The organism is Sphingopyxis sp. (genome assembly GCF_050916055.1).
Classification (GTDB): domain Bacteria; phylum Pseudomonadota; class Alphaproteobacteria; order Sphingomonadales; family Sphingomonadaceae; genus Sphingopyxis.
Window position 1 is genome coordinate 14,295 of sequence record NZ_CP051527.1, and the last position, 19,307, is coordinate 33,601.

The 19,307-nt window shown below is 67.4% G+C and carries 21 protein-coding genes and 1 tRNA gene; 10 read left to right on the top strand and 12 right to left on the bottom strand.

Features of this window, described 5'->3' with window-relative positions; genetic code table 11:
- Positions 1–73 precede the first annotated feature (73 nt).
- Entirely contained in the window at positions 74–1,246 is a 1,173-nt protein-coding gene (locus tag HEQ22_RS00075) for an acyl-CoA dehydrogenase family protein (protein ID WP_432769174.1), read from the bottom strand.
- Positions 1,247–1,466: 220 nt separating this feature from the next.
- On the opposite strand from HEQ22_RS00075, the gene HEQ22_RS00080 reads away from it, so the two are divergent.
- Complete coding sequence (locus HEQ22_RS00080; RefSeq protein ID WP_432769175.1) at positions 1,467–2,738, top strand: dipeptidase; 1,272 nt, start codon at positions 1,467–1,469, stop codon at positions 2,736–2,738.
- A gap of 97 nt (positions 2,739–2,835) precedes the next feature.
- Here HEQ22_RS00080 and HEQ22_RS00085 read toward each other — a convergent pair whose 3' ends face one another.
- Entirely contained in the window at positions 2,836–3,255 is a 420-nt protein-coding gene (locus HEQ22_RS00085) for a DoxX family protein (protein WP_432769176.1), read from the bottom strand.
- A gap of 21 nt (positions 3,256–3,276) precedes the next feature.
- Here HEQ22_RS00085 and HEQ22_RS00090 point away from each other — a divergent pair, with 21 nt between their 5' ends.
- Positions 3,277–3,792: a TlpA family protein disulfide reductase gene (locus HEQ22_RS00090; RefSeq protein ID WP_432769177.1), complete on the top strand. Its 516-nt coding sequence runs from the start codon at positions 3,277–3,279 to the stop codon at positions 3,790–3,792.
- Between the two features lie 30 nt (positions 3,793–3,822).
- Here the strand turns inward: HEQ22_RS00090 and HEQ22_RS00095 are convergent, their stop codons facing one another.
- Entirely contained in the window at positions 3,823–5,115 is a 1,293-nt protein-coding gene (locus tag HEQ22_RS00095; protein WP_432769178.1) for an FAD-dependent oxidoreductase, read from the bottom strand.
- A gap of 163 nt (positions 5,116–5,278) precedes the next feature.
- On the opposite strand from HEQ22_RS00095, the gene HEQ22_RS00100 reads away from it, so the two are divergent.
- Positions 5,279–5,352, top strand: a tRNA-Gln gene (locus tag HEQ22_RS00100).
- A 44-nt stretch (positions 5,353–5,396) separates the two neighbouring features.
- Here the strand turns inward: HEQ22_RS00100 and arsH are convergent.
- The 4 genes from arsH to HEQ22_RS00120 are packed head-to-tail and all read right to left on the bottom strand — an operon-like array spanning position 5,397 to position 8,036.
- Positions 5,397–6,152 (bottom strand): arsenical resistance protein ArsH, encoded by a 756-nt coding sequence (gene arsH / locus HEQ22_RS00105; protein ID WP_432769179.1) that lies wholly within the window; start codon positions 6,150–6,152, stop codon positions 5,397–5,399.
- Between the two features lie 2 nt (positions 6,153–6,154).
- On the bottom strand, positions 6,155–7,219 hold the full coding sequence (gene arsB / locus HEQ22_RS00110; protein ID WP_432769180.1) for an ACR3 family arsenite efflux transporter: 1,065 nt from the start codon (positions 7,217–7,219) through the stop codon (positions 6,155–6,157).
- Positions 7,220–7,230: 11 nt separating this feature from the next.
- A complete protein-coding gene (gene arsC, locus HEQ22_RS00115) occupies positions 7,231–7,662 on the bottom strand; it encodes an arsenate reductase (glutaredoxin) (RefSeq protein ID WP_432769181.1) in 432 nt (143 codons plus the stop codon).
- The gene (locus HEQ22_RS00120; protein WP_432769182.1) at positions 7,659–8,036 is read right to left on the bottom strand and encodes an ArsR/SmtB family transcription factor; all 378 of its coding nucleotides are present in this window, start codon (positions 8,034–8,036) and stop codon (positions 7,659–7,661) included. Before HEQ22_RS00120 ends, arsC begins: the two co-directional genes overlap by 4 nt.
- Before the next feature lie 276 nt (positions 8,037–8,312).
- Between HEQ22_RS00120 and HEQ22_RS00125 the strand changes: the two genes are divergently transcribed.
- The 3 genes from HEQ22_RS00125 to HEQ22_RS00135 all read left to right on the top strand — a co-directional run bounded on the left by HEQ22_RS00125 (position 8,313) and on the right by HEQ22_RS00135 (position 9,758).
- Entirely contained in the window at positions 8,313–8,918 is a 606-nt protein-coding gene (locus tag HEQ22_RS00125) for a hypothetical protein (RefSeq protein WP_432769183.1), read from the top strand.
- A gap of 70 nt (positions 8,919–8,988) precedes the next feature.
- Positions 8,989–9,444 carry an RNA polymerase sigma factor gene (locus HEQ22_RS00130; RefSeq protein WP_432769184.1) on the top strand — a complete coding sequence of 152 codons (456 nt, stop codon included), beginning with the start codon at positions 8,989–8,991 and terminating at the stop codon, positions 9,442–9,444.
- On the top strand, positions 9,441–9,758 hold the full coding sequence (locus HEQ22_RS00135; protein ID WP_432769185.1) for a hypothetical protein: 318 nt from the start codon (positions 9,441–9,443) through the stop codon (positions 9,756–9,758). Before HEQ22_RS00130 ends, HEQ22_RS00135 begins: the two co-directional genes overlap by 4 nt.
- Positions 9,759–9,776: 18 nt before the next feature.
- On the opposite strand, the gene HEQ22_RS00140 is transcribed toward HEQ22_RS00135, so the two are convergent.
- The 5 genes from HEQ22_RS00140 to HEQ22_RS00160 all read right to left on the bottom strand — a co-directional run bounded on the left by HEQ22_RS00140 (position 9,777) and on the right by HEQ22_RS00160 (position 15,289).
- Positions 9,777–11,495, bottom strand: a complete 1,719-nt coding sequence (locus HEQ22_RS00140; protein ID WP_432769186.1) for a flotillin family protein — start codon at positions 11,493–11,495, stop codon at positions 9,777–9,779.
- Positions 11,496–11,558: 63 nt separating this feature from the next.
- On the bottom strand, positions 11,559–12,185 hold the full coding sequence (locus HEQ22_RS00145; RefSeq protein WP_432769187.1) for a YqiJ family protein: 627 nt from the start codon (positions 12,183–12,185) through the stop codon (positions 11,559–11,561).
- A gap of 56 nt (positions 12,186–12,241) precedes the next feature.
- Positions 12,242–12,961, bottom strand: a complete 720-nt coding sequence (locus tag HEQ22_RS00150; RefSeq protein ID WP_432769188.1) for a hypothetical protein — start codon at positions 12,959–12,961, stop codon at positions 12,242–12,244.
- A 2-nt stretch (positions 12,962–12,963) separates the two neighbouring features.
- Positions 12,964–14,175, bottom strand: a complete 1,212-nt coding sequence (locus HEQ22_RS00155) for a toxic anion resistance protein (protein WP_432769189.1) — start codon at positions 14,173–14,175, stop codon at positions 12,964–12,966.
- A gap of 160 nt (positions 14,176–14,335) precedes the next feature.
- Positions 14,336–15,289: a bile acid:sodium symporter family protein gene (locus tag HEQ22_RS00160; RefSeq protein ID WP_432769190.1), complete on the bottom strand. Its 954-nt coding sequence runs from the start codon at positions 15,287–15,289 to the stop codon at positions 14,336–14,338.
- 228 nt (positions 15,290–15,517) lie between these two features.
- Between HEQ22_RS00160 and HEQ22_RS00165 the strand changes: the two genes are divergently transcribed.
- From HEQ22_RS00165 to HEQ22_RS00180, 4 genes are all read left to right on the top strand, one after another.
- Positions 15,518–16,186: a purine phosphorylase gene (locus tag HEQ22_RS00165; RefSeq protein WP_432769191.1), complete on the top strand. Its 669-nt coding sequence runs from the start codon at positions 15,518–15,520 to the stop codon at positions 16,184–16,186.
- A 120-nt stretch (positions 16,187–16,306) separates the two neighbouring features.
- Positions 16,307–17,839, top strand: coding sequence for an acyl-CoA synthetase (locus HEQ22_RS00170; protein WP_432769192.1), 1,533 nt, complete (start codon positions 16,307–16,309; stop codon positions 17,837–17,839).
- A 2-nt stretch (positions 17,840–17,841) separates the two neighbouring features.
- A complete protein-coding gene (locus HEQ22_RS00175; RefSeq protein ID WP_432770905.1) occupies positions 17,842–18,459 on the top strand; it encodes a 2-hydroxychromene-2-carboxylate isomerase in 618 nt (205 codons plus the stop codon).
- Positions 18,456–19,259, top strand: a complete 804-nt coding sequence (locus HEQ22_RS00180; RefSeq protein WP_432769193.1) for a crotonase/enoyl-CoA hydratase family protein — start codon at positions 18,456–18,458, stop codon at positions 19,257–19,259. Before HEQ22_RS00175 ends, HEQ22_RS00180 begins: the two co-directional genes overlap by 4 nt.
- The last annotated feature ends 48 nt before the right edge of the window (positions 19,260–19,307 follow it).

The following is a 19,307-nucleotide window of genomic DNA, read 5'->3' on the forward strand; positions in this document are numbered from 1 at the left end:
TTTGCCACCCTGAAGACCGGATAGTCAGCAAACCACCGCAAAGATGACTTCCACGCGGGGCCGGAACGCCTAGCTATCGCCCCCCGAACAACTGCCGCCCCGCCAGGTCGAGCATGATTTCCTCGCTGCCGCCGCCGATCGCGTTCACGCGCACCTCGCGGTAGATGCGCTCGACCTTGCTGCCGGTGATGTAGCTCGCGCCGCCGAGCACCTGCGCCGCCTCGCGCGCGACGGCCTCGAGCATCCGGGTTGCCTGCACCTTCAGCATCGCGAAGTCGGCGGGGCGGGCCTTGTCGTTCTTGACCTGCCACGCGGCGAGGTCGACCCACGCCTGCGTCGCTTCGATCTGGCGCTCCATGTCGGCGAGCTTGATGCGGATCGACTGGTGGCCGACGAGGGGTTTGCCGAAGGTCTCGCGGTTTTGCGCCCATTCGGCGGCCTCGGCCATCGCGACGCGGGCGTAGGCGCAGCAGCCCATCGCCATGCCCAGCCGCTCGCTGTTGAAATTGCGCATGATGCCGATGAAGCCGCCATTCTCGGGGCCGATCAGATTGGCCGCGGGGACGCGGACGCCCTCGAAATGGATCGCGGCGGTGTCGCTGCACCGCCAGCCCATCTTGTCGAGCCTGGTGCGCTCGACGCCGGGGCTGTCCATGTCGATCAGCAGCAGCGATATGCCCGCCGCGCCCGGCCCGCCGGTGCGCACCGCGCAGGTCAGCCAGTCGGCGCGCATCCCCGACGTGATGAACATCTTGCCGCCGTTGACGATATAGCTGTCGCCGTCCTTCACCGCGGTGGTCTTGAGGTTGGCAACGTCGCTGCCGCCGCCCGCTTCGGTGATGCCGAGCGCGATGATCTTGTCGCCGCCAAGCACCGGCGGCGCGACGCGCTGTTTCAGCTCGTCGGAGCCCAATGCGAGGATCGGGGGCAGGCCGATGCCGTGCGTCATCAACGACGCGCCGAGCCCGCCGGCGCCGACTGCGGCGAGCTCCTCGGTGACGACCAAGCTGTGGAAATTGTCGAAGCCTTCGCTGTGCCCGCCATATTGCTCGGGATAGCGCAGCCCCAGGATGCCGGCCTCGGCAGCCTTTTTGTGCAGGTCGCGCGGCAGCTCGCCCTCGGCCTCCCAGCGGTCGATATGCGGCGCGATCTCGCGGGCCACGAAACGGCGGACGCTCTGCGCCAGCGCCTCATGCGTCTCGTCATAATAGGGCGACCGCGCGCGCCAGTCGTCGAAAGCTGTCATCGTCCGATGCTGGGCGGGGCTTACGTAAACGTCAAGACAGGTTTGCCTCAGCGGGCTGCAAGAATGATCTCACACAAAGGCACGAAGGCACAAAGGGCGGTGCCGATGCACCCTCTTTGTGCCTTCGTGCCTTTGTGTGAGCCATTTATGGCGCGACTTGGCAGTCGCGCGGTTCGGACCGGGCTTGCGCCATCCGCTCAACCACTTAAGGTCGCGCGCCATGACCAAATCGCACCTGCTCGGCGGCCTCGCCGCTCTCGCCCTCTTGTCCACCCCCGCCGCCGCGCAGCCGTCGCCCGAGGCGGTCGCCGAGGCCGCGCTGAAGCGCGCCCCGGTGTTCGACGGGCATAACGACGTGCCGTGGGCGCTGCGCGGGCGCGAAGGCAATATGATCAACGATTTCGATTTCGAGGACACCACCGACACCGCGAAACCCGACGCGACGCCGCCGGCGATCGCGATGCACACCGACCTCCAGCGGCTGCGCAAGGGCCGCGTCGGGGCGCAATTCTGGTCGGTCTATGTGCCGAGCAACCCGAACGAGCCGCTCGCGGTGCAGCAGACGCTCGAACAGATCGACGTGATGAAGCGCCTCGTCGCCCGCTACCCCGACGATCTGATGCTCGCTGCGACCGCCGCCGAACTCGAAAAGGCGATGAAGGCGGGCAAGATCGCGGGCATGCTCGGCATGGAGGGCGGCCATTCGATCGGCTCGAGCCTCGCGGTGCTACGCCAGATGTACGACCTCGGCGCGCGGTACATGACGCTGACCCATTCGAAGAATCTCAGCTGGGCCGACGCCTCGACCGACGCCCCGGCACACGGCGGCCTCACCGATTTCGGCCGCCAGGTGGTGCGCGAAATGAACCGCATCGGGATGATCGTCGATTTGAGCCACGTCAGCGAAGCGACGATGGCCGATGCCCTCGAAACCGCGCGGGCGCCGGTGATGTTCAGCCATTCGGGGGTGCGCGCAATCAACGACCATCCGCGCAACGTCCCCGACAGCGTGTTGCCCGCGGTAAAGGCGAACGGCGGCATCGTGATGATCGTGCTGCTCCCCGCCTTCCTCGACGCCGAGGTCCGCGCCCAAGGCCTCGCGCGCACCGCCGAGGCGGCGCGGCTGAAAGCGCTCTACCCCGGCGATCCGGCGGCCGAAGCGGCAGCACTTAAAAGCTGGGACGCCGCCAATCGGGTGCCGAGCGCCAGCGTCGCGAAGGTCGCCGACCATGTCGATCATCTGAAACGGACGATCGGCGTCGATCATATCGGACTCGGCGGCGATTATGACGGGATGGATTCGGCGCCGGTCGGGATGGAGGATGTCGCGGGTTATCCGGCGCTGTTCGTCGAACTGGCGAAGCGCGGTTATGTGCAGGCCGAGCTGGAAAAGATTGCCAGCGGCAACATGCTGCGCGTGCTGAAGGCGGTCGAGACCTATGCGGCGAGCCAGAAGGGGCAGGCGCCGGGCGAGACGCCGGTGGTGAAGTGATGACAGGCGTCGCCCCCGCGCAGGCGGGGGCCGCCGTCGGTTTACGCAGCGCCGCAGGAAAAGGCTTCTAGCGGCCCCCGCCTGCGCGGGGGCGACGCTATTTCCCTCTTTCCCTGAACGGCCAGTTGGTGACCCCGCCAGCCCACAGCGCCCACCAGATGATCAGCGGTTGCAGCACCAGCCGCGGGCCGTGATACCACCAGCTCAGCGTCTCGCCATCGATCGCGACATTGGCGAACGCGTGGTGCATGTTCGCCGGCCAGACGCACAGCGCATAGGCGGCGAGCCCCCAGCCCGCCGCCTTGCGCGTCGCCGGGATCATCAGCCCGATCGCGCCCGCGATCTCGGCGATGCCGGTCGCCGCGACGACCAGCGCCGGTTCGGGCACCCACGGCGGGGTGATCGCCAGGAAGGGCGCCGGGCGCACCACGTGCAGCCAGCCGGCATAGCCATAGGCCAGCGCGAGCAACCAGCGCAGCGCAGTGCGCGCACCGTTTTGCCGCTTGCCTAGGGGCATGTTTTTGCGTCTATTCGCCCAATGACCGCCACCATATCCCTCCGCCCGTTGTTCGCCCCGTTGCTCGCCATCCTCGGCGCCGCTGTGTTGCTGGGCGCCGCGCCAGCCAAACATCCGGTGCCGGGCGCCGCGGCGCCGGCCTTCATCCTCACCACCTTCGACAAGCGCAAGGTGTCGCTCGCCGAGCTAAAGGGCAAGGTCGTCGTCATCAACTATTGGGCGACCTGGTGCGCGCCGTGCAAGGCCGAAATGCCGATGATGCACCGCTATTTCAAAGCAAACCAGGCGCGCGGGCTCGAAATGTTCGGGGTGACGACCGAGGACAGCGTGCCCAAATACCAGCTTCAGAAGGTTGCCGACCTGCTGTCTTACCCGTTGGCGAACAAGATCAGCGGCGGCTATGGCGCGATCGACAACAGCGTCCCCTCGACCTATGTCATCGACCGCAAGGGCGTGGTCCGCCACGCCAAGAAGGGCGTCTATTCGGCCGCCGAGTTCAAGGCGGCGCTCGACCCGCTGCTGGCTGAGGGCGCCTGAATCGACGCCGTTGGTATCGAAAGGAGGGGCTTACCGCCCGATCGCCGCCAGCATCGCCTCGACGCTGGTGAACTTCTCGCGCGGGTTGCCGTCGAGCGCCGCGGCGACTTCGGCGGCCTCGATGCGGCGCCAGTCGGCAAAGGTGACGGGGGTGACGCCGCGGCTGGCGAGCAGCGCGTCGAGCCCCGGCCGTCCCGCCTTGCCCGCGCCGCGCCCGACATCCTCCAGCACCATTTCGGCGATGCGAATGCCGTCGGGCTTGTTGGTGCCGATCGTCCCCGACGGCCCGCGCCGTGCCCAGCCGACGCAATAGAGGCCGGGCAGGATCCGCCCTTCGTCGTTGGCGAACCGGCCGCGGCCATGCTCATAGGGGACGCCGGGGATCGGCGGGGTCTGGTATCCGATGCAGCTGATCACCAGCCCGGCATCGACGGCATAGGTCTCCCCGGTTGGCACCGAACGCAGCTCGTCGTCGAGCGTGGTGCGTTCGACGACGACGCGCTGGACCTTGCCCTCTCCTTCGATCGCGACCGGCATCGCAAAGAAATCGAAATCGATCGTCACCGGCTTGGCGACCGGGTTGGCGGCAAAGCTGCGCAAATGGGTCACCGACTTGCGCATTCCGGGCTCGAGCAGCGCATCGTCGCCCTCGGGCGGCAGGTCGGCGGGGTCGACGCGCGGGCTCGCGCGGTCGAGATGCCCGAGTTCGCCCAGCTCCTTGGGGGTCATCGCGATCTGGTGCGGGCCGCGGCGGCCGAGGATGTGGATATGCCGCACCGCGCTCGCCGCCAGCTGGTCGCGCGCGTGCGCGACGATGTCGCTGCCCGCGAATTCCTGCGGCGTCTTGGCCAGGATGCGCGCGACGTCCAATGCGACATTGCCGTTGCCGATCACCGCGACCCCGGCGGCGCCCAGCGGCGGATCGAGTGCCGCAAAGTCGGGATGGCCGTTGTACCAGCCGACGAAGGCGGCGCTGCCGATCACCCCCGGCAAATCGGCGCCGGCTATGTCCAGCGGCCGGTCGTTCGGCGCCCCGGTCGCCAGCACCACCGCGTCGTACAGCCCCACCAGCTCGTCGATCGTCACATCGGTGCCGACCGCGACATGGCCGACGAAACGGACGTTGTCGGTCAGCGCGACGCCCTCGTACCGGCGCGACACGGCCTTGATCGACTGGTGGTCGGGGGCGACCCCGGTGCGGATCAGGCCATAGGGAACGGGCAGCCGGTCGATCATGTCGATCGCGATATCGTCGGCCTTTTGCAGCGTTTCGGCGGTATAATAGCCCGCCGGTCCAGACCCGACGATCGCGACGTGACGCATCAGTCCACTCCTTCGGGTGCGCACGCAGCAGCGCGGCCCCTCTGTTATATCGCGCGATGCTAGCGGCGAAATGCGTCAGGGCAAGCGGGCTGTTCCGGACCGGCGCCCGATGGCCGCAGCAGCCTTGACAGCGGGAGCGCGCAATCATATTGCGCCCCACGATTGCCCTGTCGTCTAATGGTAAGACTGCGGTTTCTGATACCGCCTATCGAGGTTCGAATCCTCGCGGGGCATCCAATCCCACCCTCTGAAATTCTGCGCCACCCGCCCGCCCGCGGGGATCAGGCGCGCCCGGCCAGCAGGTCATCGACCGCCGTTGTAACCGGCTCGTTGCGGTCCTTGCGCTCGGAATAACGGTCGACGAGCTGGTCGGCATGGCCGCGGGTCAGCACGGTAAAGCGCACCAGTTCCTCGGCGACATCGACGATCCGGTCGTAATAGCTCGACGGCAGCATCCGCCCCGCGGCGTCGAATTCCTGATACGCCTTGGCGACGCTCGACTGGTTCGGGACGACGATCATCCGCATCCAGCGGCCCAGAATGCGCAGCGTGTTGACGCTGTTGAACGATTGCGACCCCGCCGACACCTGCATCACCGCCAGCGTGCGGCCCTGCGTCGGGCGGAGGCCTTTATAGGCGAGCGGCAGGTGATCGACCTGCGCCTTCATGATGCCGGTGATCTGGCCGTGGCGTTCGGGGCTGCACCAGACGTGGCCTTCGGACCACAACGAATGCTGGCGCAGTTCCTCGACCGCGGGATGATCGTCGTCGGCGATCTGGTCGGGCAGCGGCAGGTCGGCGGGATCGAAGATGCGCGTCTCGCACCCGAACAATCGCAGCAGGCGCGCGGTCTCCTCGACCACCAGCCGCGAATAGGAACGCTCGCGCAAGCTGCCATAGAGCAGCAGGATGCGCGGCGGCGGATCGAGCGGGCCGAGTCCGAGCGCGGGCCGGGCGTGGACATATTCGGGGCGGAGCGCCGGCAGATGGTCGGGGTCGGCGAGCGTGCGGAGGCGCGGATATTCGGGCGCGGGCATGATCAGGCTTTCGTGGGGGTCGTCGCGGCGAACCAGCGCCGTCCGAACCAGAAGGCGACATGGACGAGCAGGATCAGCACCGGCACCTCGACGAGCGGGCCGATGACCGCGGCGAAGGCCACGGGGGAGGCGAGCCCGAACGCGGCGATCGCGACCGCAATCGCCAGCTCGAAATTGTTGCCCGCCGCGGTGAAGGCGACCGCGGTGGTGCGCGGATAATCGGCTTCGATCAGCTTGCCCATCCAGAAGCTGATGACGAACTGGATGACGAAATAGAGGGTCAGCGGGATCGCGATGCGCACGACGTCGCCCGGAATGGTGACGATCTCGCCGCCCTTGAGGCTGAACATCATGACGATGGTGAACAGCAGCGCGACGAGGGTGATCGGGGCGATCGTCGGCAGGAAGCGCGTTTCGTACCAGTCGTCGCCCTTGGCGCGGGCAAGCCATTTGCGGGTCAGATAACCGGCGAGGAAGGGGATGCCGAGATAGATGGCGACCGCCTCGGCGACCGTCCCGAAGCTGACGTCGATGACGCTGCTTTCCAGCCCGAACAGCGGCGGCAGCACGGTCAGGAAGAACCAGGCGTAAACGCTGAAGAACAGGATCTGGAAGATCGAATTGAACGCGACGAGCGCCGCGACATATTGATTGTCGCCCTTGGCCAGCTGGTTCCACACGATCACCATCGCGATGCAGCGCGCCAGCCCGATCAGGATCAGCCCGGTCATATATTCGGGCTTGTCCGCCAGGAAAATCGCCGCGAGCGCGAACATCAGCACCGGCCCGATGATCCAGTTCTGGATCAGCGAAATCGCCAGCACGCGCTTGTCGGCGAACACCCGCGGCAATTCGTCGTAGCGCACCCGCGCCAGCGGCGGATACATCATCAGGATCAGGCCGATCGCGATCGCGATGTTCGTCGATCCCCACGACAGCCCGTCGATCGCGGCGGGAAGCCCTGCGAAGGTCGAGCCGAGCAGCACCCCCAGCGCCATCGCCAGGAAAATCCACAGCGTCAGATAGCGGTCGAGGAACGACAGGCGTTCGCGCGTCGGCCCGGGCATCGCGGCGCGCCTCAGCCGCCGACGCGCTGGCCGGCGGCATCGACGACCGGCTCGCCGTCTTCCTTGGCAAAGGCGCCGCGCTGGGCGGCAGGGAGCAGGTCGAGAACCGCTTCGGACGGACGGCAAAGCTTGACGCCCAGCGGCGACACCACCAGCGGCCGGTTGATCAGCACCGGATGCGCGATCATCGCGTCGATCAACGCCTCGTCGCTCAGGCTTTCGTCGCCGAGGTTGAGCTCGGCAAAGGGCGTGCCCTTTTCGCGCAGCAGGTCGCGTACGCGCATCCCGGACCGCGCGATCAGCTGTTCGAGCAGCGCGCGCGTCGGCGGCGTCTTCAGATATTCGACGACATGCGGCTCGATCCCGGCGTTGCGGATCAGGCCCAGCGTGTTGCGCGACGTCCCGCACGCGGGGTTGTGATAGACGATGATATCGGTGGTCATTCGGCTGGCTCCGGCTGGGGGTTCGAAATTTCGCCATGGCATGGCACGACGCCGATCAGGTCGGCGCACATCTGCGGCGACCCCTGGCAACAATCCTGCATCAGAAAGGCGAGCAGCCGCCGCATGCCGTCATAGTCGGTGCGATAGCGAATCAGGCGGCTCTCGCGAACCGACCGCACCAGCCCGGCGCGTTCGAGCGCCCCGAGATGGTGCGACATCGTCGACGGCGGCACCGCGGCGCGTTCGGCGATCGCGCCCGCGACCAGCCCCTCGGGACCCGCCTCGACCAGCATGCGGAACACCCCCAGCCGCGTTTCGTGCGCCAGCGCGCCGAGTGCATCGACGGCCCAAAGCTGCGTCTCGCTTTCGATCATAAAACGACCTTTCCAGAATTATCGAATTATAACGCCGGATGCGTCCGGTCAAGCCGGCGTGAATCTTTTTTGTCCGCGCCGATCGCGCGTGCATCCATCGGCGATCCCGGTGCCGTCTAGGGGATGACTGGCCGCGCGCCGGTCCTGGCGGCGACTTCGTGCGGCGATCGATCCTGTGCTCCCCGGTGCAGCTCTTTTCCCGTATCGCCGGCTCCGACTTGCCGGGGGTCGCCGCCTGTGGTTTCACCATGCCGAATGGCATGAAGGAGAGTGCCGATGTATTCCGTTTTCGCCGTGACGACCGCCGCCACCGCGGTGCCGCCCGCCGCCGCTGCCCCCGCGGCGGCCGCCGCGCCTGTGGCGCTGCCGCCGCACGCGATCAACCCCGCCGACGTCGCCGCCTATATCGACCCGCGCGATATCGCCGCCTATCTGCCCGCGCCGCCGCCGACCACCGAACTGGTCGCGGTCAGCAACGACTTCTTCAACCTGCTCGAAAATGTCACGATGGTGGCGCTGTTCGTCGTCGGCTTTTTCCTCCTCGCGCGGCTGCTCCATGCGTGGATGCTCCACCGCTCGATCCGCCGCGGGCTCGACGCCAAGTCCGACCTCGTCGGTGCGATGATCGACAAGCTCAACAAGCCGTACGAGCATCTCGGCGGCCAGGCCAGCGACGCGCCGGGCGACGACCGCAACGGCCTCGTGCTGCTCGCGATCGGCCTTGCCATGGCGGGTTTCGGGTTGATCCAGGGGCATGAACAACTGATCCGCATCGCCGCCGGCGCTGCGCTCTTCCCCGCCTTCGTCGGCATCGCGCTGCTCGTCCGCCGCCGCCTCGCGCGCGCCGCGGCCGCCGAGGAACGGGCCGCTGCCGAGGGATGAGGGCGCCGATGAAGATCGGGCGCTGGGCCGGCGCGTTGCCGAGGGCGATCGCGCCGCCTTCCAGCTGCTCGTGCTTCGGCACGAGGCGCGGCTGCGCGCCTTCCTGGCGCGCGCCGCGGGAAGCGACGCCGACGATCTCGCGCAGGAGGCGTTCGTCCGCGCATGGCAGCGCGCCGGCGATTATCGCGGCGAGGGCAGCTATGCCGCCTGGGTCATGGGGATCGGCTGGCGCCTGTTCCTCGACCAGCGCCGCACCGCGCGGCGGCGCGAGGGGCTGGCGGCGCGCGACGATGCGCCGCGCCACGTCGATCCGCGCCCGGCCAGCGACGCCGCGATCGACGCCGCGCGGCTGCTCGACCAGCTGTCGCCGCAGGAGCGCGCCGCGCTCACCTTGTGCTTCGGCCACGGCTGGTCGCACGGCGAGGCGGCCGAGATCATGGGGCTGCCGCTCGGCACCCTCAAATCTCTCGTCTTGCGCGGCCGCGCGAAAGCGCAGAAACTGATCGGCGAAGGAACGGACGCATGACGGCCCCCGACGACATCGACGCGCTGCTCAGTGCAATGCTCGCACCCCCCCAGCGCCCCAGCGACCGCCACTTCGCGGTGCAGGTCGAGCGCGCGGTCGACGCCCGCGCCGCCTACGCCCGCGCCCGCGCGCGCTTCTGGCGCAGCTTCGCTTACGAAGCGCTCGCGATCGCGGCACTGCTCGCGGCGTTGTGGCTGTTGTCGGACATGCCGATGCTCGCGCCGCTCGCCGGCGCTGCGCACTGGGGCCTCGCCCCGCCGCTGCTGCTTGTTCTGCTGCTGTGGTTCGGCACCCAGCGCTGGCGCCAAACCTGACCGGCGCCAGCACCCCGATCAGGCGTCGGCCTCATCCTCTTCGGTTTCGGATGCCGCGGGCGCATTCGGGCGCGATTGGCGGCCGCGCTGCGTCGCGGGGATCGCGGACGTCGCTACCGGCTCGATCGCCGCCGCCCCTTTGACCAGCGCGTCGAGCGACCCGCCGTCGAAGCCGAGTTCCTTCATCAGGCTGTCGATCACCGGCGCCTGCGCGCGATAGGCGAGCGCGGCGGATACGGCGTGGTTCGCCAGATTGCCATTATCGCCCTGCGTGCCGCCCGCGCCGGCACCGCCGCCCGATTGGTTGATCCCGTCGACCTGGATGATCTTGATCGAATCGATCGCCTCCATCGGCTTCGCGGCCTCGCGCACGACCTCGGGCAGCACCTTGAGCAACGCCATCTTGGTTTGCAGCGAAATCTGGTCCGACGATAGCAGGTTCGCGGCCTCGTTGATTGCGCGCTGACCTGCGGCCTCGACCTCGAAACGGATGCGCGCGGCTTCGGCGCGCAGCTTCTCGGCCTCGGCCTCGCCCTCGGCTTCGAGCCGCAGCGCGGCGGCACGGTTGCCTGCGGCTTCCTTTTCGGCTTCGGCCTCGACCTTCACCGAAATCGCCTGCCGCTCGGCTTCCTTGGCGGCCTCGATCAGTTCGATCCGCTTCGAACGCTCGGCGACCTCGGTCTCGCGGGCGGTTGCAACCTGCTCCTCGGCGGCGACGGCGATCGCGCGCGCTGCGTCGGCTTCGCCCCGCGCCTGGCTTTCCTCACGGCTCTTGTTCTGGATCAGGATCTGCTGTTCCTGCCGTGCCAGCTCGATCGCCTGTTCCTGCGCGATGCGCGCTTCCTCGATCGCGCGGTCGGCCTCGATCTGCTTGGCGTCGACCAGCTGCTTCGCCTGAATGCGCGCGTTGTCCGCCTCCTGGTTGCGCTGCGCCTGTTCGCGCGCGATCTCGGCGGCCTGCGCGGCACGCCGCATCTCGACCTCGCGTTCCTGCTCCAGCCGCGCGAACTCATTGTCGCGCGAAATTTCGAAGCTCCGCTTGTCGGCTTCCAGATTTTTGGTCTCGATCTGGACGCGCGTATCCTGCTCGATGTCGTTGCGCGCCTTCTTGCGCAACTCGATCTGCTCGGTCAGCTTGGTCAGACCTTCGGCGTCGAAGGCGTTGTTGGCGTTGAAATGTTCGATCGACGTCTGGTCGAGGCCGGTGAGCGACACCGATTCGAGCTCGAGCCCGTTCATCGACAGGTCGTTCGAGCTTACCTGCTGCACCTTCTGGACAAAGTCGGCGCGCTGTTCGTGGAGCTGGTTCATTGTCATGCCCGCCGCGACCGAGCGCAGCGCGTCGACGAATTTGCCCTCGACCAGATCTTTCAGTGCCTCGGGGTTCATCGTGCGCAGGCCAAGCGTCTGCGCCGCCATCCCGATTGCCCCCGCATCGGGCCGCACGCGAACGTAAAATTCGGCCTTCACGTCGATCCGCAGGCGATCGAGGGTGATCAGCGCGTCGACATTCTTGCGTTCGACCGCTAGGCGTACGGTGTTCATATTGACCGGCATCGTTTCGTGCAGCACCGGCAGGACCAGCGCGCCGCCGTTCATGATCACGCGTTCGCCCCGAAATCCCGTGCGGACAAAGGCAATCTCCTTCGTCGCGCGGTGATAAAGCCGCGTGACGATCAATCCCAATATCAGGATCGCGGCAAGCCCGATGCCGGCATAAATCGCAATTTCAATCATGAACCCACCCGTTGCTGTCGATTCGCGCTTCCGTGATTGGAAGGCTTGGGATGGATATTAGGATCAGTCGAGCCGGGGTAAATAGAAATCGCCGCGGGTGAAGGCTTTGAATATATCGCCATCGCGCTTTACCAGCAGCACGCTCTCGCCGGCCTGGAAAATCTGGTCGGCGCTGTCGGGTTCGACCATGATCTGGTGCGGCTGGCCATGCGGATCGGTGACGCGTGCGCGCGCGGGATTGCCGACGCTGGCGGTGCCGATGCTGATTTCGGCGTAAAGTCCGATCAGCTCGTCGCGGTCGATTGCGGTGGTTTCGAGGCCGGGAATAATGTGCGCGACAAGGCGCGCCGCGCCGCCCGTCACCGGCAGCACGGCGACCGCGGTCAGCGGCACCATCAACAGGTTGGTGCCGGGGCCGCCGGTCAGCGCGGTCATCACCTGCTGCAGCCCAAGCCCGAGCGCTCCGAACAGCGCGAGAAAGAGCACGAGCCACGTCAGGAACGGCACGCGGCCGATGCCGGCCCAGGCCAGCAGCGCGTCGGCGAAACCGACATCGCCGTCGGTATCGCCGTGCACATCGGCGTCGATGTCGCCAGCGAGTCCGATCGCCTGCACGGCACCGATCATCAGCATCAGCAGCAGCGCCGAACTGAAGACGATATTTTCAGGAGCGAGGAACTGGTCGAGCATCGGCGATTATGTGACCGCGCGGGCGCCGCTTGGCAAGCGATGCCGCGGCAGCGGCACTAGGCAGCGGCGTCCTCGCCGTCGATGCCCTGATATTTGAGCTGGAGGTAGCGTTCGCGCGTCGCCAGCTTGTCGAGTTCGCCCGCGGCGAGGCTGCGCGCGGCGCCCGCGATCTCGGTTTCCAGCATCTTCAGCCCGCCAAGCAGCGTCTCGTCGGGGGTGCGCCCGGCATGCGCTTCGCCGCGCAGCCCGGCGGGGATGCGCTGATAGCCGGCGACGAGTTCGGGCAGATCCTCGCCGACCAGCTTGCGGATGTTCGCCGCCGCCGGTTCGCCGGGGTCGAGCGTCTGCAATTGCGGCGCGAGCAGGTCGAGCTGCACCCCGATGCCGTCGACCAGCTGGCGCGCCGGCGCGGGCAGCATCGGGCGTTGCGCCTCCAGCCAGATTTCGGTGCGCCCCGCGAGCTGCTTCAGATCGGCCTTCGGCAGGTCTGCCTGGCGCGGCTCGGGGAAGGGCGGCCATTTGCCGAACAGCACCGCGACCCCGATGAGCAGCACGACCAGCGCGAGCAGCCCGGCGAAACCGAGCGGCTGGACCAGCATGCCGAACAGCGCCGCGCCGAGCAGCACGACCCCGCCCGCGACAAGCGCGCGGCCGAGTTTCTTGTACAGATGCTGGCGGCGCAGCGCGACGCTCTTGGTGCCGATCGGACGCCGCCGCTCGCGCGACCGCTCGATCGCGGCGCTGCCCAGCGCGCTGATCTTGTCGACTTCGCTCATCGTCATCCTTCGAGCGCGGCGAGCGGGCTGTCGGCGCCGCCGACGCTCGCCTGCGCCTGGCTCGCACCCTCGGCGCGCGCGATATAGCCCTTCGACTTGGCGACCTCGCCCTCCAGCGTCGTCACCGTCGTCTTCATGCTGTCGAGCGCTTTCAGCTTGAAGGTGTCGATCGCATCCATCGTGTCATAGATGTTCTGGAACGCGCGCTGCAGCGTCTCCATCGGGATCGTGCTCGACGCCGCCTGCTCGTGGATGCGCGCGGTGTTGTCCTTCAGCATCTTCGACGTGCCGTCGATGATGTTCGCGGTCGTGGTGTTGAGCGCGGTGATCTGTTCGAGCACCAATTTCTGGTTGGTCATCGCCTGCGCGACGGTGATCGCGGTCTTCAGCGCGCCGACGGTGGTCGTGCTGGCGCGGTCGACGCCCTTCACCAGTTCGACATTGTTCTTCTTGACGAGGTCGAGCGCCAGATAGCCCTGCACCGTCACCGCCATTTGGGTGAGCAAATCCTGCGTCCGCTGCCGCGCATAAAACAGCGCGTTTTCGCGGAGCACCTTGGCTTTCGCGGGATCGCTGCCATCGAGTTCTTCGGCCTTCGCTTCGAGTTTGGCGTCGAGCGTCTGGGCGATGTGGACCATCTGCTCCAGCTTGCCCATCGCCTCCCACAATTTGCGGCGTTCGACGTCGATCGCGGCATTGTCCATCAACAGCTCGTCCTTGCCGTTCGACAAGGCGGTCAGGATGCCGCCGATATGCGTCTGCGCGCTGCGATACTGGGCGAAATAATTGTTGATCTTGCTGCCGAAAATCTTGTCGAGAAAGCCGCGCTTCGACAGCAATTTGCCGTTCGCCGACGGGTCGAGCCGCTCGACGGTGTTGCGCAGTTCGATGAGGTTCATGCCGATGTCGGTGTCGCGGTCCATCGCCTTGATCGGCCGGTCGAGGAAGCGGTTCGACTGGTTCGCCGCCTCCAGCATTTCCTTGCGGCCCATGTTGGTGATCTGGTCGACCTTCTGGCCGAAAGCGGGCGAGTTGACGTCCTGCGCGACCAGATCGTCGATAAAGCCGTCGACGCGCTCTTCCAGTTTCGATTTCTGCTCGCCCGACAGCGGCACCAGCCCGGCGGCCTTTTCGGGCGACACTGCGGGCACCGGATCGGGCGGGGTCAGCTTCAATTCGTCGGTCACCGTTGCCGTCGCGGTTTGCTCGCTCATTCGTCTTCCTTCCAACCCCTTGCCGTCTGCCTATATGGCATGCGGCCCTGTGTTATTCAAGCACCACACCATCTTGGTTTGCGGCACCGGCCCGCTCCCCCACCCAGCCTCCCATAGCATATCCTGTCGGGAGGCTGGGTGGGGGAGCGGGCCGGTGCCGTCACGCCTGACGACGCAATCCCGGCGCGATCCATGCCGACAGGATCAGCTGCGCCATATGATAGACGAGGATCGGGACCAGCACCATGCCCGCGGTCGCGGGCGGAAACAGCGTCGCGGCGAGCGGCGCGCCGACCGCGATGCTTTTCTGCGCCCCCGAAAACAGCAGGGTGATGCGGTCGCCGCGCGCAAGGTTGAGCAGGCGGCCGAGCGCCCAGGCGCCGCCGAACGACAGGCACAGCAGCGCGGCGACCGCGACCAGCATGATCGCGACCTCGCGCCCGTCGAGCAGGCTCCAGATGCCCGCGACGACCGCGGCCGAAAAGGCGACATAGACCGCGATCGCGATCGCGCTGCGGTCCATGAACGTCGCAAGGCCGCGGTGCGCGAGCACCCACGGCCGCAGCCAGCGCTGGACGAGCTGCCCGGCGACGAAGGGCAGCAGCAGGATCGACACGATCCGCACCACCGCCTCGCCGTGGACCGCGCCCGCGCTGCCCGCGAGCAGCGCGAACAGCAGCGGCGAGAGCACGACCCCGACAAGGTTGAGCACCGCCGCCGCGACGACGCTGGCGGCGACATTGCCGCCCGCCAGACTGCTCGCCGCGGTCGCCGACTGGACCGTCGAGGGCAATATGCCGAGGAACAGAAAGCCGAGCGTCAGCGTCGCGGGCAGCAGCGGCGCGGTCGCCGCCTGCGCCGCAAGGCCGAGCAGCGCCATTACGCCGAAACAGAAAGCCAGCGCCGCCCCCTGCAATTTCCAGTTGCGGATGCCGTGCAGCACCTCGTCGCGCGGCAGGCGCACCCCGTTCAGGAAAAACAGCAACACGATCGCCGCGGTCGACGCCCCCTGCGCCACCGGCACCGCCGCGCCGCGCACCGGCAGCAGGCTGGCGAGCAGGATCGTCGCCAGCAGGATGGGGACGAAGCGATCGGGGAAAATGCGCGACAGCATGGCGCGAGCGATGGCGGGAAGGCGCGGCGTTGGCAAGCATCCGATCCTCCCTGTGGCGAAGCCATGGGGAGGGGTGGAGGGGCCGCCGCGGCGCGCCAAAGCTCCTCCGTCAGCCCTGCGGGCTGCCACCGCCCCATCGCTGCGCGACAGGGAGGACCGTTGAGGTTTCTCGACAGCCTCGGGACAAGCTCCGCTCGACACGCCCGAACAGACGGGTAAATTGGCCCGATGGCCCACATCCTCATCCTCGCCGCCTTGTCCGAAGAGGCCGATGCGCTCTGCGCCGGCATCGGCGCCCCCGACGACGGTCCCTTCGCCGTCCGCCGCCTCACCGCCCTCGGCCACCAGCTCACCGTCGCGACGACCGGGCTCGGCAAGGTCAATGCCGCGCTCGCCGCGGGTCTGCTCGGCGCCGACGCCGACATGCTGCTGATGACCGGAACCTGCGGCGCGCTCGGCGCGGAGGCCGGGCGCGCCTATTGGCTCGCCGAGGCGGTGCAGCATGATTATGGCGCCATGCATCCCGGCGCCTTTCGCCGCTACCGCGCCGGCGACTGGCCGATGGGCGACGCGGGCCCAGAATCGTCAGGCGCGCATTTCGCGGCGATGGCCGACCCCGGCCTCGGCCTGCCCCATGCCCGCATCGCCAGCGGCGACAGCTTCGTCGCCTGCCCCGCCGCCGCCGCCGATCTCGCCGCGTCGCTCGGCGCGACGCTGGTCGATATGGAGGTCGGCGCGGTCGCGCAGGCCGCGGCGCGGCTCGGCAAGCCATGGGCGGCGATCAAGGCGGTCACCGACGACGCGAACGACGCGACCGGCGGCGATTTCCGGGCCAACCTCGTCCGCGCTGCCGGCCAGGCGGCGGCGGCGGTCGAACGCCTCCTGCCCATGCTCTGACCGCCCATGCTCGTGACGGGCGCCGCGCGTCGCCGTCGCGCCCTTGCTTGACCAAAAGTTTCAGCTTGCTACTGACTTCGGACATAAAGAAACCAACGACCGTCGTGGAGAGATTGTCCGATGCACCCTTCCGTTCACGCCCGCGCCAACCCCGACAAGCCGGCGATCATCGTTGCCGAAACGGGCGAGGCGATCAGCTATGGCGAACTCGACGCGGCGTCGAATCGCGCCGCGCAACTGTTTCGCGCGCACGGGCTGGGGCATGAGGATGTCGTTGCCTTCATGCTCGAAAACACGCCGCATTATTACGGGCTGACGTGGGGCGCGCAGCGTGCGGGGCTGCGCTATGTCTGCATCTCGTCGCGGCTGACGCAGGACGAGACCGATTATATCCTCGAAAATTCGGGCGCGAAGATGCTCGTCGTGTCGGCCAGCCTCGGCGCCGCGGCGCAGCAACTGACGACGACGATCACCCGCTTTGCGATGGGCGGCGACATCGCCGGCTGGGGATGCTGGGAAGATCCGGTCGCAGCCATGCCCGCGACCCCCGTCGCCGACGAGCGCGCCGGGGTCGACATGCTCTATTCGTCGGGGACCACCGGCCGGCCGAAGGGCGTCCGCGTCCCGCTGCCCGAGGACCCGGCGATCGATGCGACGAACAGCCTCGTCATGCTCGCCTCGGCGGTGTTCCAGATCGATGCCGACAGCATCTACCTGTCGCCGGCGCCGCTTTATCATGCCGCGCCGCTGCGCTGGTCGATGACGATCCACCGGCTCGGCGGCACCGTCGTGTTGATGAAGAAATTCGATCCCGAGGCGGCGCTGGCGCATATCGAAAAATATCGGGTAAACTCCAGCCAGTGGGTGCCGACGCATTTCGTGCGGATGCTGAAATTGCCCGAGGAGGTCCGCAACCGCTACGACACCTCGTCGCTCAAGGTCGCGATCCACGCCGCGGCGCCATGTCCGGTGCCGGTCAAGCAGGCGATGATCGACTGGTGGGGACCGGTGCTGTTCGAATATTACGCGGGGTCGGAGGGCAATGGCATGACCTTCGTCTCCAGCCCCGACTGGCTGACCCACAAGGGCACCGTCGGCCGCCCGATCCTCGGCGCGGTGCACATCATGGGCGAGGATAATGAGACCGAGCTTGGCGCAGGCGAAGAAGGGACGGTGTTCTTCGAAAGCGAAAATATCTTCGAATATCATGGCGACAGCGAAAAGACCGCGTCGAGCCGCAATTCGAAGGGCTGGTCGACCCTCGGCGATGTCGGCAAGGTCGACGAAGAAGGCTTCCTCTACCTCACCGACCGCAAGAGCTTCATGATCATCTCGGGCGGGGTGAACATCTATCCGCAGGAGATCGAGAACCACCTCGTCACCCACCCGAAGGTCGCCGATGTCGCGGTGGTCGGCGGACCGCACGACGAAATGGGCGAGGAGGTGATCGCGGTGATCCAGCCCGCCGACATGGCCGACGCGACCGACGAATTGCGGGGCGAACTGATCGCCTACGCGCGCGAGAAATTATCGGGGGTGAAAATCCCCCGCCGCATCGACTTCATGGAAGCGCTGCCGCGCCACGACACCGGCAAGCTCTACAAGCGGCTGCTGCGCGACCAATATTGGGACAAGGCGAAAGCGGAGGCTTGAGCATGACCGCGCGCGTCGAGTTTTTCTTCGATCTGTCGTCGCCGTGGACGTGCCTCGCGTTTCACAACCTGCCGGGCGTGCTCGAACGCACGGGCGCGACCGCCCGCTACCGGCCGATCTTGGTCGGCGGGGTGTTCAATGCGGTCAACCCCGCCGTCTATGCGGCGCGCGAGCAGACCGACAACCGGCGGCTTCAGCATAGCTGGAAGGTGCTGCAGGATTGGGCGCGGCTCGCCGATGTGCCGATGAATTTTCCGTCCGAGTGGCATCCGGCCAAAAGCATCGCCGCGATGCGCTTCTGCTGCGCGCTCGAGGATGATCAGGCGGCGCTCGGGCGGTTTGCGCGCGGCGCCTTTGCCAGCTATTTCGACCGGCAGGAAAATCTCGACGATCCCGCGGTGCTCGCGGCGGTCGCCGATGCCGAAGGGCTCGACGGCGCGGCGCTCGCCGCCGCGGCCGCGACCGACCCGGTCAAGGCGCGGCTGCGCGCCAACACCGAGGAGGTGATCGCGCGCGGCGGCTACGGATCGCCGTCCATGTTCGTCGATGGCGACGACATGTATTTCGGCAACGACCAACTGCCGCTCGTCGAAGCGGCGCTTTTGAGGACCCGCGCATGAAAGACCGGATTTCGATCAATATGCTGGACGGCGGCATCGCCGACGTCCGCCTGATCCGCACCGACAAGATGAACGCGCTCGACCCCGCGATGTGGGATGCGCTCACCGAGGCGGTCGATACGCTGAAGGCGATGGCGGGGCTGCGCGTCGTCGTTCTGTCGGGCGAAGGCCGCGCCTTTTGCGCCGGGCTCGACCTGTCGAGCCTCAGCAACGCGCGCGATCCGGGGGCGAGCAGTGCCGGCGGCACGCTGGCCGATCGCACCAAGGGCATCGCCAACAACGCCCAATATGCCGCCTGGGGCTGGCGCGAAATCCCGGTGCCGGTGATCGCCGCGGTGCACGGCGTCGCCTTCGGCGCCGGCAGCCAGATCATGGCCGCCGCCGACATCCGCATCGTCCACCCCGACACGCGCATCGCGATCATGGAAATGCGCTGGGGCCTCGTCCCCGACGTCGCCGGCATGGCGCTGTGGCGCACCCAGGTCGCCGACGATGTGCTGCGCGAGATGATCTATACCAACCGCGAATTCAACGGGTCGGAGGCAAAGCTGCTCGGCTTTGCGACGCATGTCTCCGACGATCCGCTGGCCAAGGCGATGGAACTGGCGGCGGTGATCGCCGACAAGAACCCGCACGCGATCCGCGGCGCCAAGCGCTTGTGCAACATGCTCGCCGACGCGAGCGACGCCGACATCCTGCAGGCCGAGAGCGACGAGCAGGTCAAGGTCATCCGCACCCCGAACCAGATGGAAGCGGTGATGGCGGGAATGGAAAAGCGGCGCCCGAATTTCGCGGATTGAGCGAGCCGTAAGGCCTGCCTTTGCTTCTCCGTTTGCATCGAGCGAAGT

Excerpts from the sequence above, each read along its gene's own strand:
- HEQ22_RS00075 (WP_432769174.1), bottom strand. The coding sequence starts at position 1,246 with ATGACAGCTTTCGACGACTGGCGCGCGCGGTCGCCCTATTATGACGAG.
- HEQ22_RS00080 (WP_432769175.1), top strand. The coding sequence starts at position 1,467 with ATGACCAAATCGCACCTGCTCGGCGGCCTCGCCGCTCTCGCCCTCTTG.
- HEQ22_RS00085 (WP_432769176.1), bottom strand. The coding sequence starts at position 3,255 with ATGCCCCTAGGCAAGCGGCAAAACGGTGCGCGCACTGCGCTGCGCTGG.
- HEQ22_RS00090 (WP_432769177.1), top strand. The coding sequence starts at position 3,277 with ATGACCGCCACCATATCCCTCCGCCCGTTGTTCGCCCCGTTGCTCGCC.
- HEQ22_RS00095 (WP_432769178.1), bottom strand. The coding sequence starts at position 5,115 with ATGCGTCACGTCGCGATCGTCGGGTCTGGACCGGCGGGCTATTATACC.
- arsH (WP_432769179.1), bottom strand. The coding sequence starts at position 6,152 with ATGCCCGCGCCCGAATATCCGCGCCTCCGCACGCTCGCCGACCCCGAC.
- arsB (WP_432769180.1), bottom strand. The coding sequence starts at position 7,219 with ATGCCCGGGCCGACGCGCGAACGCCTGTCGTTCCTCGACCGCTATCTG.
- arsC (WP_432769181.1), bottom strand. The coding sequence starts at position 7,662 with ATGACCACCGATATCATCGTCTATCACAACCCCGCGTGCGGGACGTCG.
- HEQ22_RS00120 (WP_432769182.1), bottom strand. The coding sequence starts at position 8,036 with ATGATCGAAAGCGAGACGCAGCTTTGGGCCGTCGATGCACTCGGCGCG.
- HEQ22_RS00125 (WP_432769183.1), top strand. The coding sequence starts at position 8,313 with ATGTATTCCGTTTTCGCCGTGACGACCGCCGCCACCGCGGTGCCGCCC.
- HEQ22_RS00135 (WP_432769185.1), top strand. The coding sequence starts at position 9,441 with ATGACGGCCCCCGACGACATCGACGCGCTGCTCAGTGCAATGCTCGCA.
- HEQ22_RS00140 (WP_432769186.1), bottom strand. The coding sequence starts at position 11,495 with ATGATTGAAATTGCGATTTATGCCGGCATCGGGCTTGCCGCGATCCTG.
- HEQ22_RS00145 (WP_432769187.1), bottom strand. The coding sequence starts at position 12,185 with ATGCTCGACCAGTTCCTCGCTCCTGAAAATATCGTCTTCAGTTCGGCG.
- HEQ22_RS00150 (WP_432769188.1), bottom strand. The coding sequence starts at position 12,961 with ATGAGCGAAGTCGACAAGATCAGCGCGCTGGGCAGCGCCGCGATCGAG.
- HEQ22_RS00155 (WP_432769189.1), bottom strand. The coding sequence starts at position 14,175 with ATGAGCGAGCAAACCGCGACGGCAACGGTGACCGACGAATTGAAGCTG.
- HEQ22_RS00160 (WP_432769190.1), bottom strand. The coding sequence starts at position 15,289 with ATGCTGTCGCGCATTTTCCCCGATCGCTTCGTCCCCATCCTGCTGGCG.
- HEQ22_RS00165 (WP_432769191.1), top strand. The coding sequence starts at position 15,518 with ATGGCCCACATCCTCATCCTCGCCGCCTTGTCCGAAGAGGCCGATGCG.
- HEQ22_RS00170 (WP_432769192.1), top strand. The coding sequence starts at position 16,307 with ATGCACCCTTCCGTTCACGCCCGCGCCAACCCCGACAAGCCGGCGATC.
- HEQ22_RS00175 (WP_432770905.1), top strand. The coding sequence starts at position 17,842 with ATGACCGCGCGCGTCGAGTTTTTCTTCGATCTGTCGTCGCCGTGGACG.
- HEQ22_RS00180 (WP_432769193.1), top strand. The coding sequence starts at position 18,456 with ATGAAAGACCGGATTTCGATCAATATGCTGGACGGCGGCATCGCCGAC.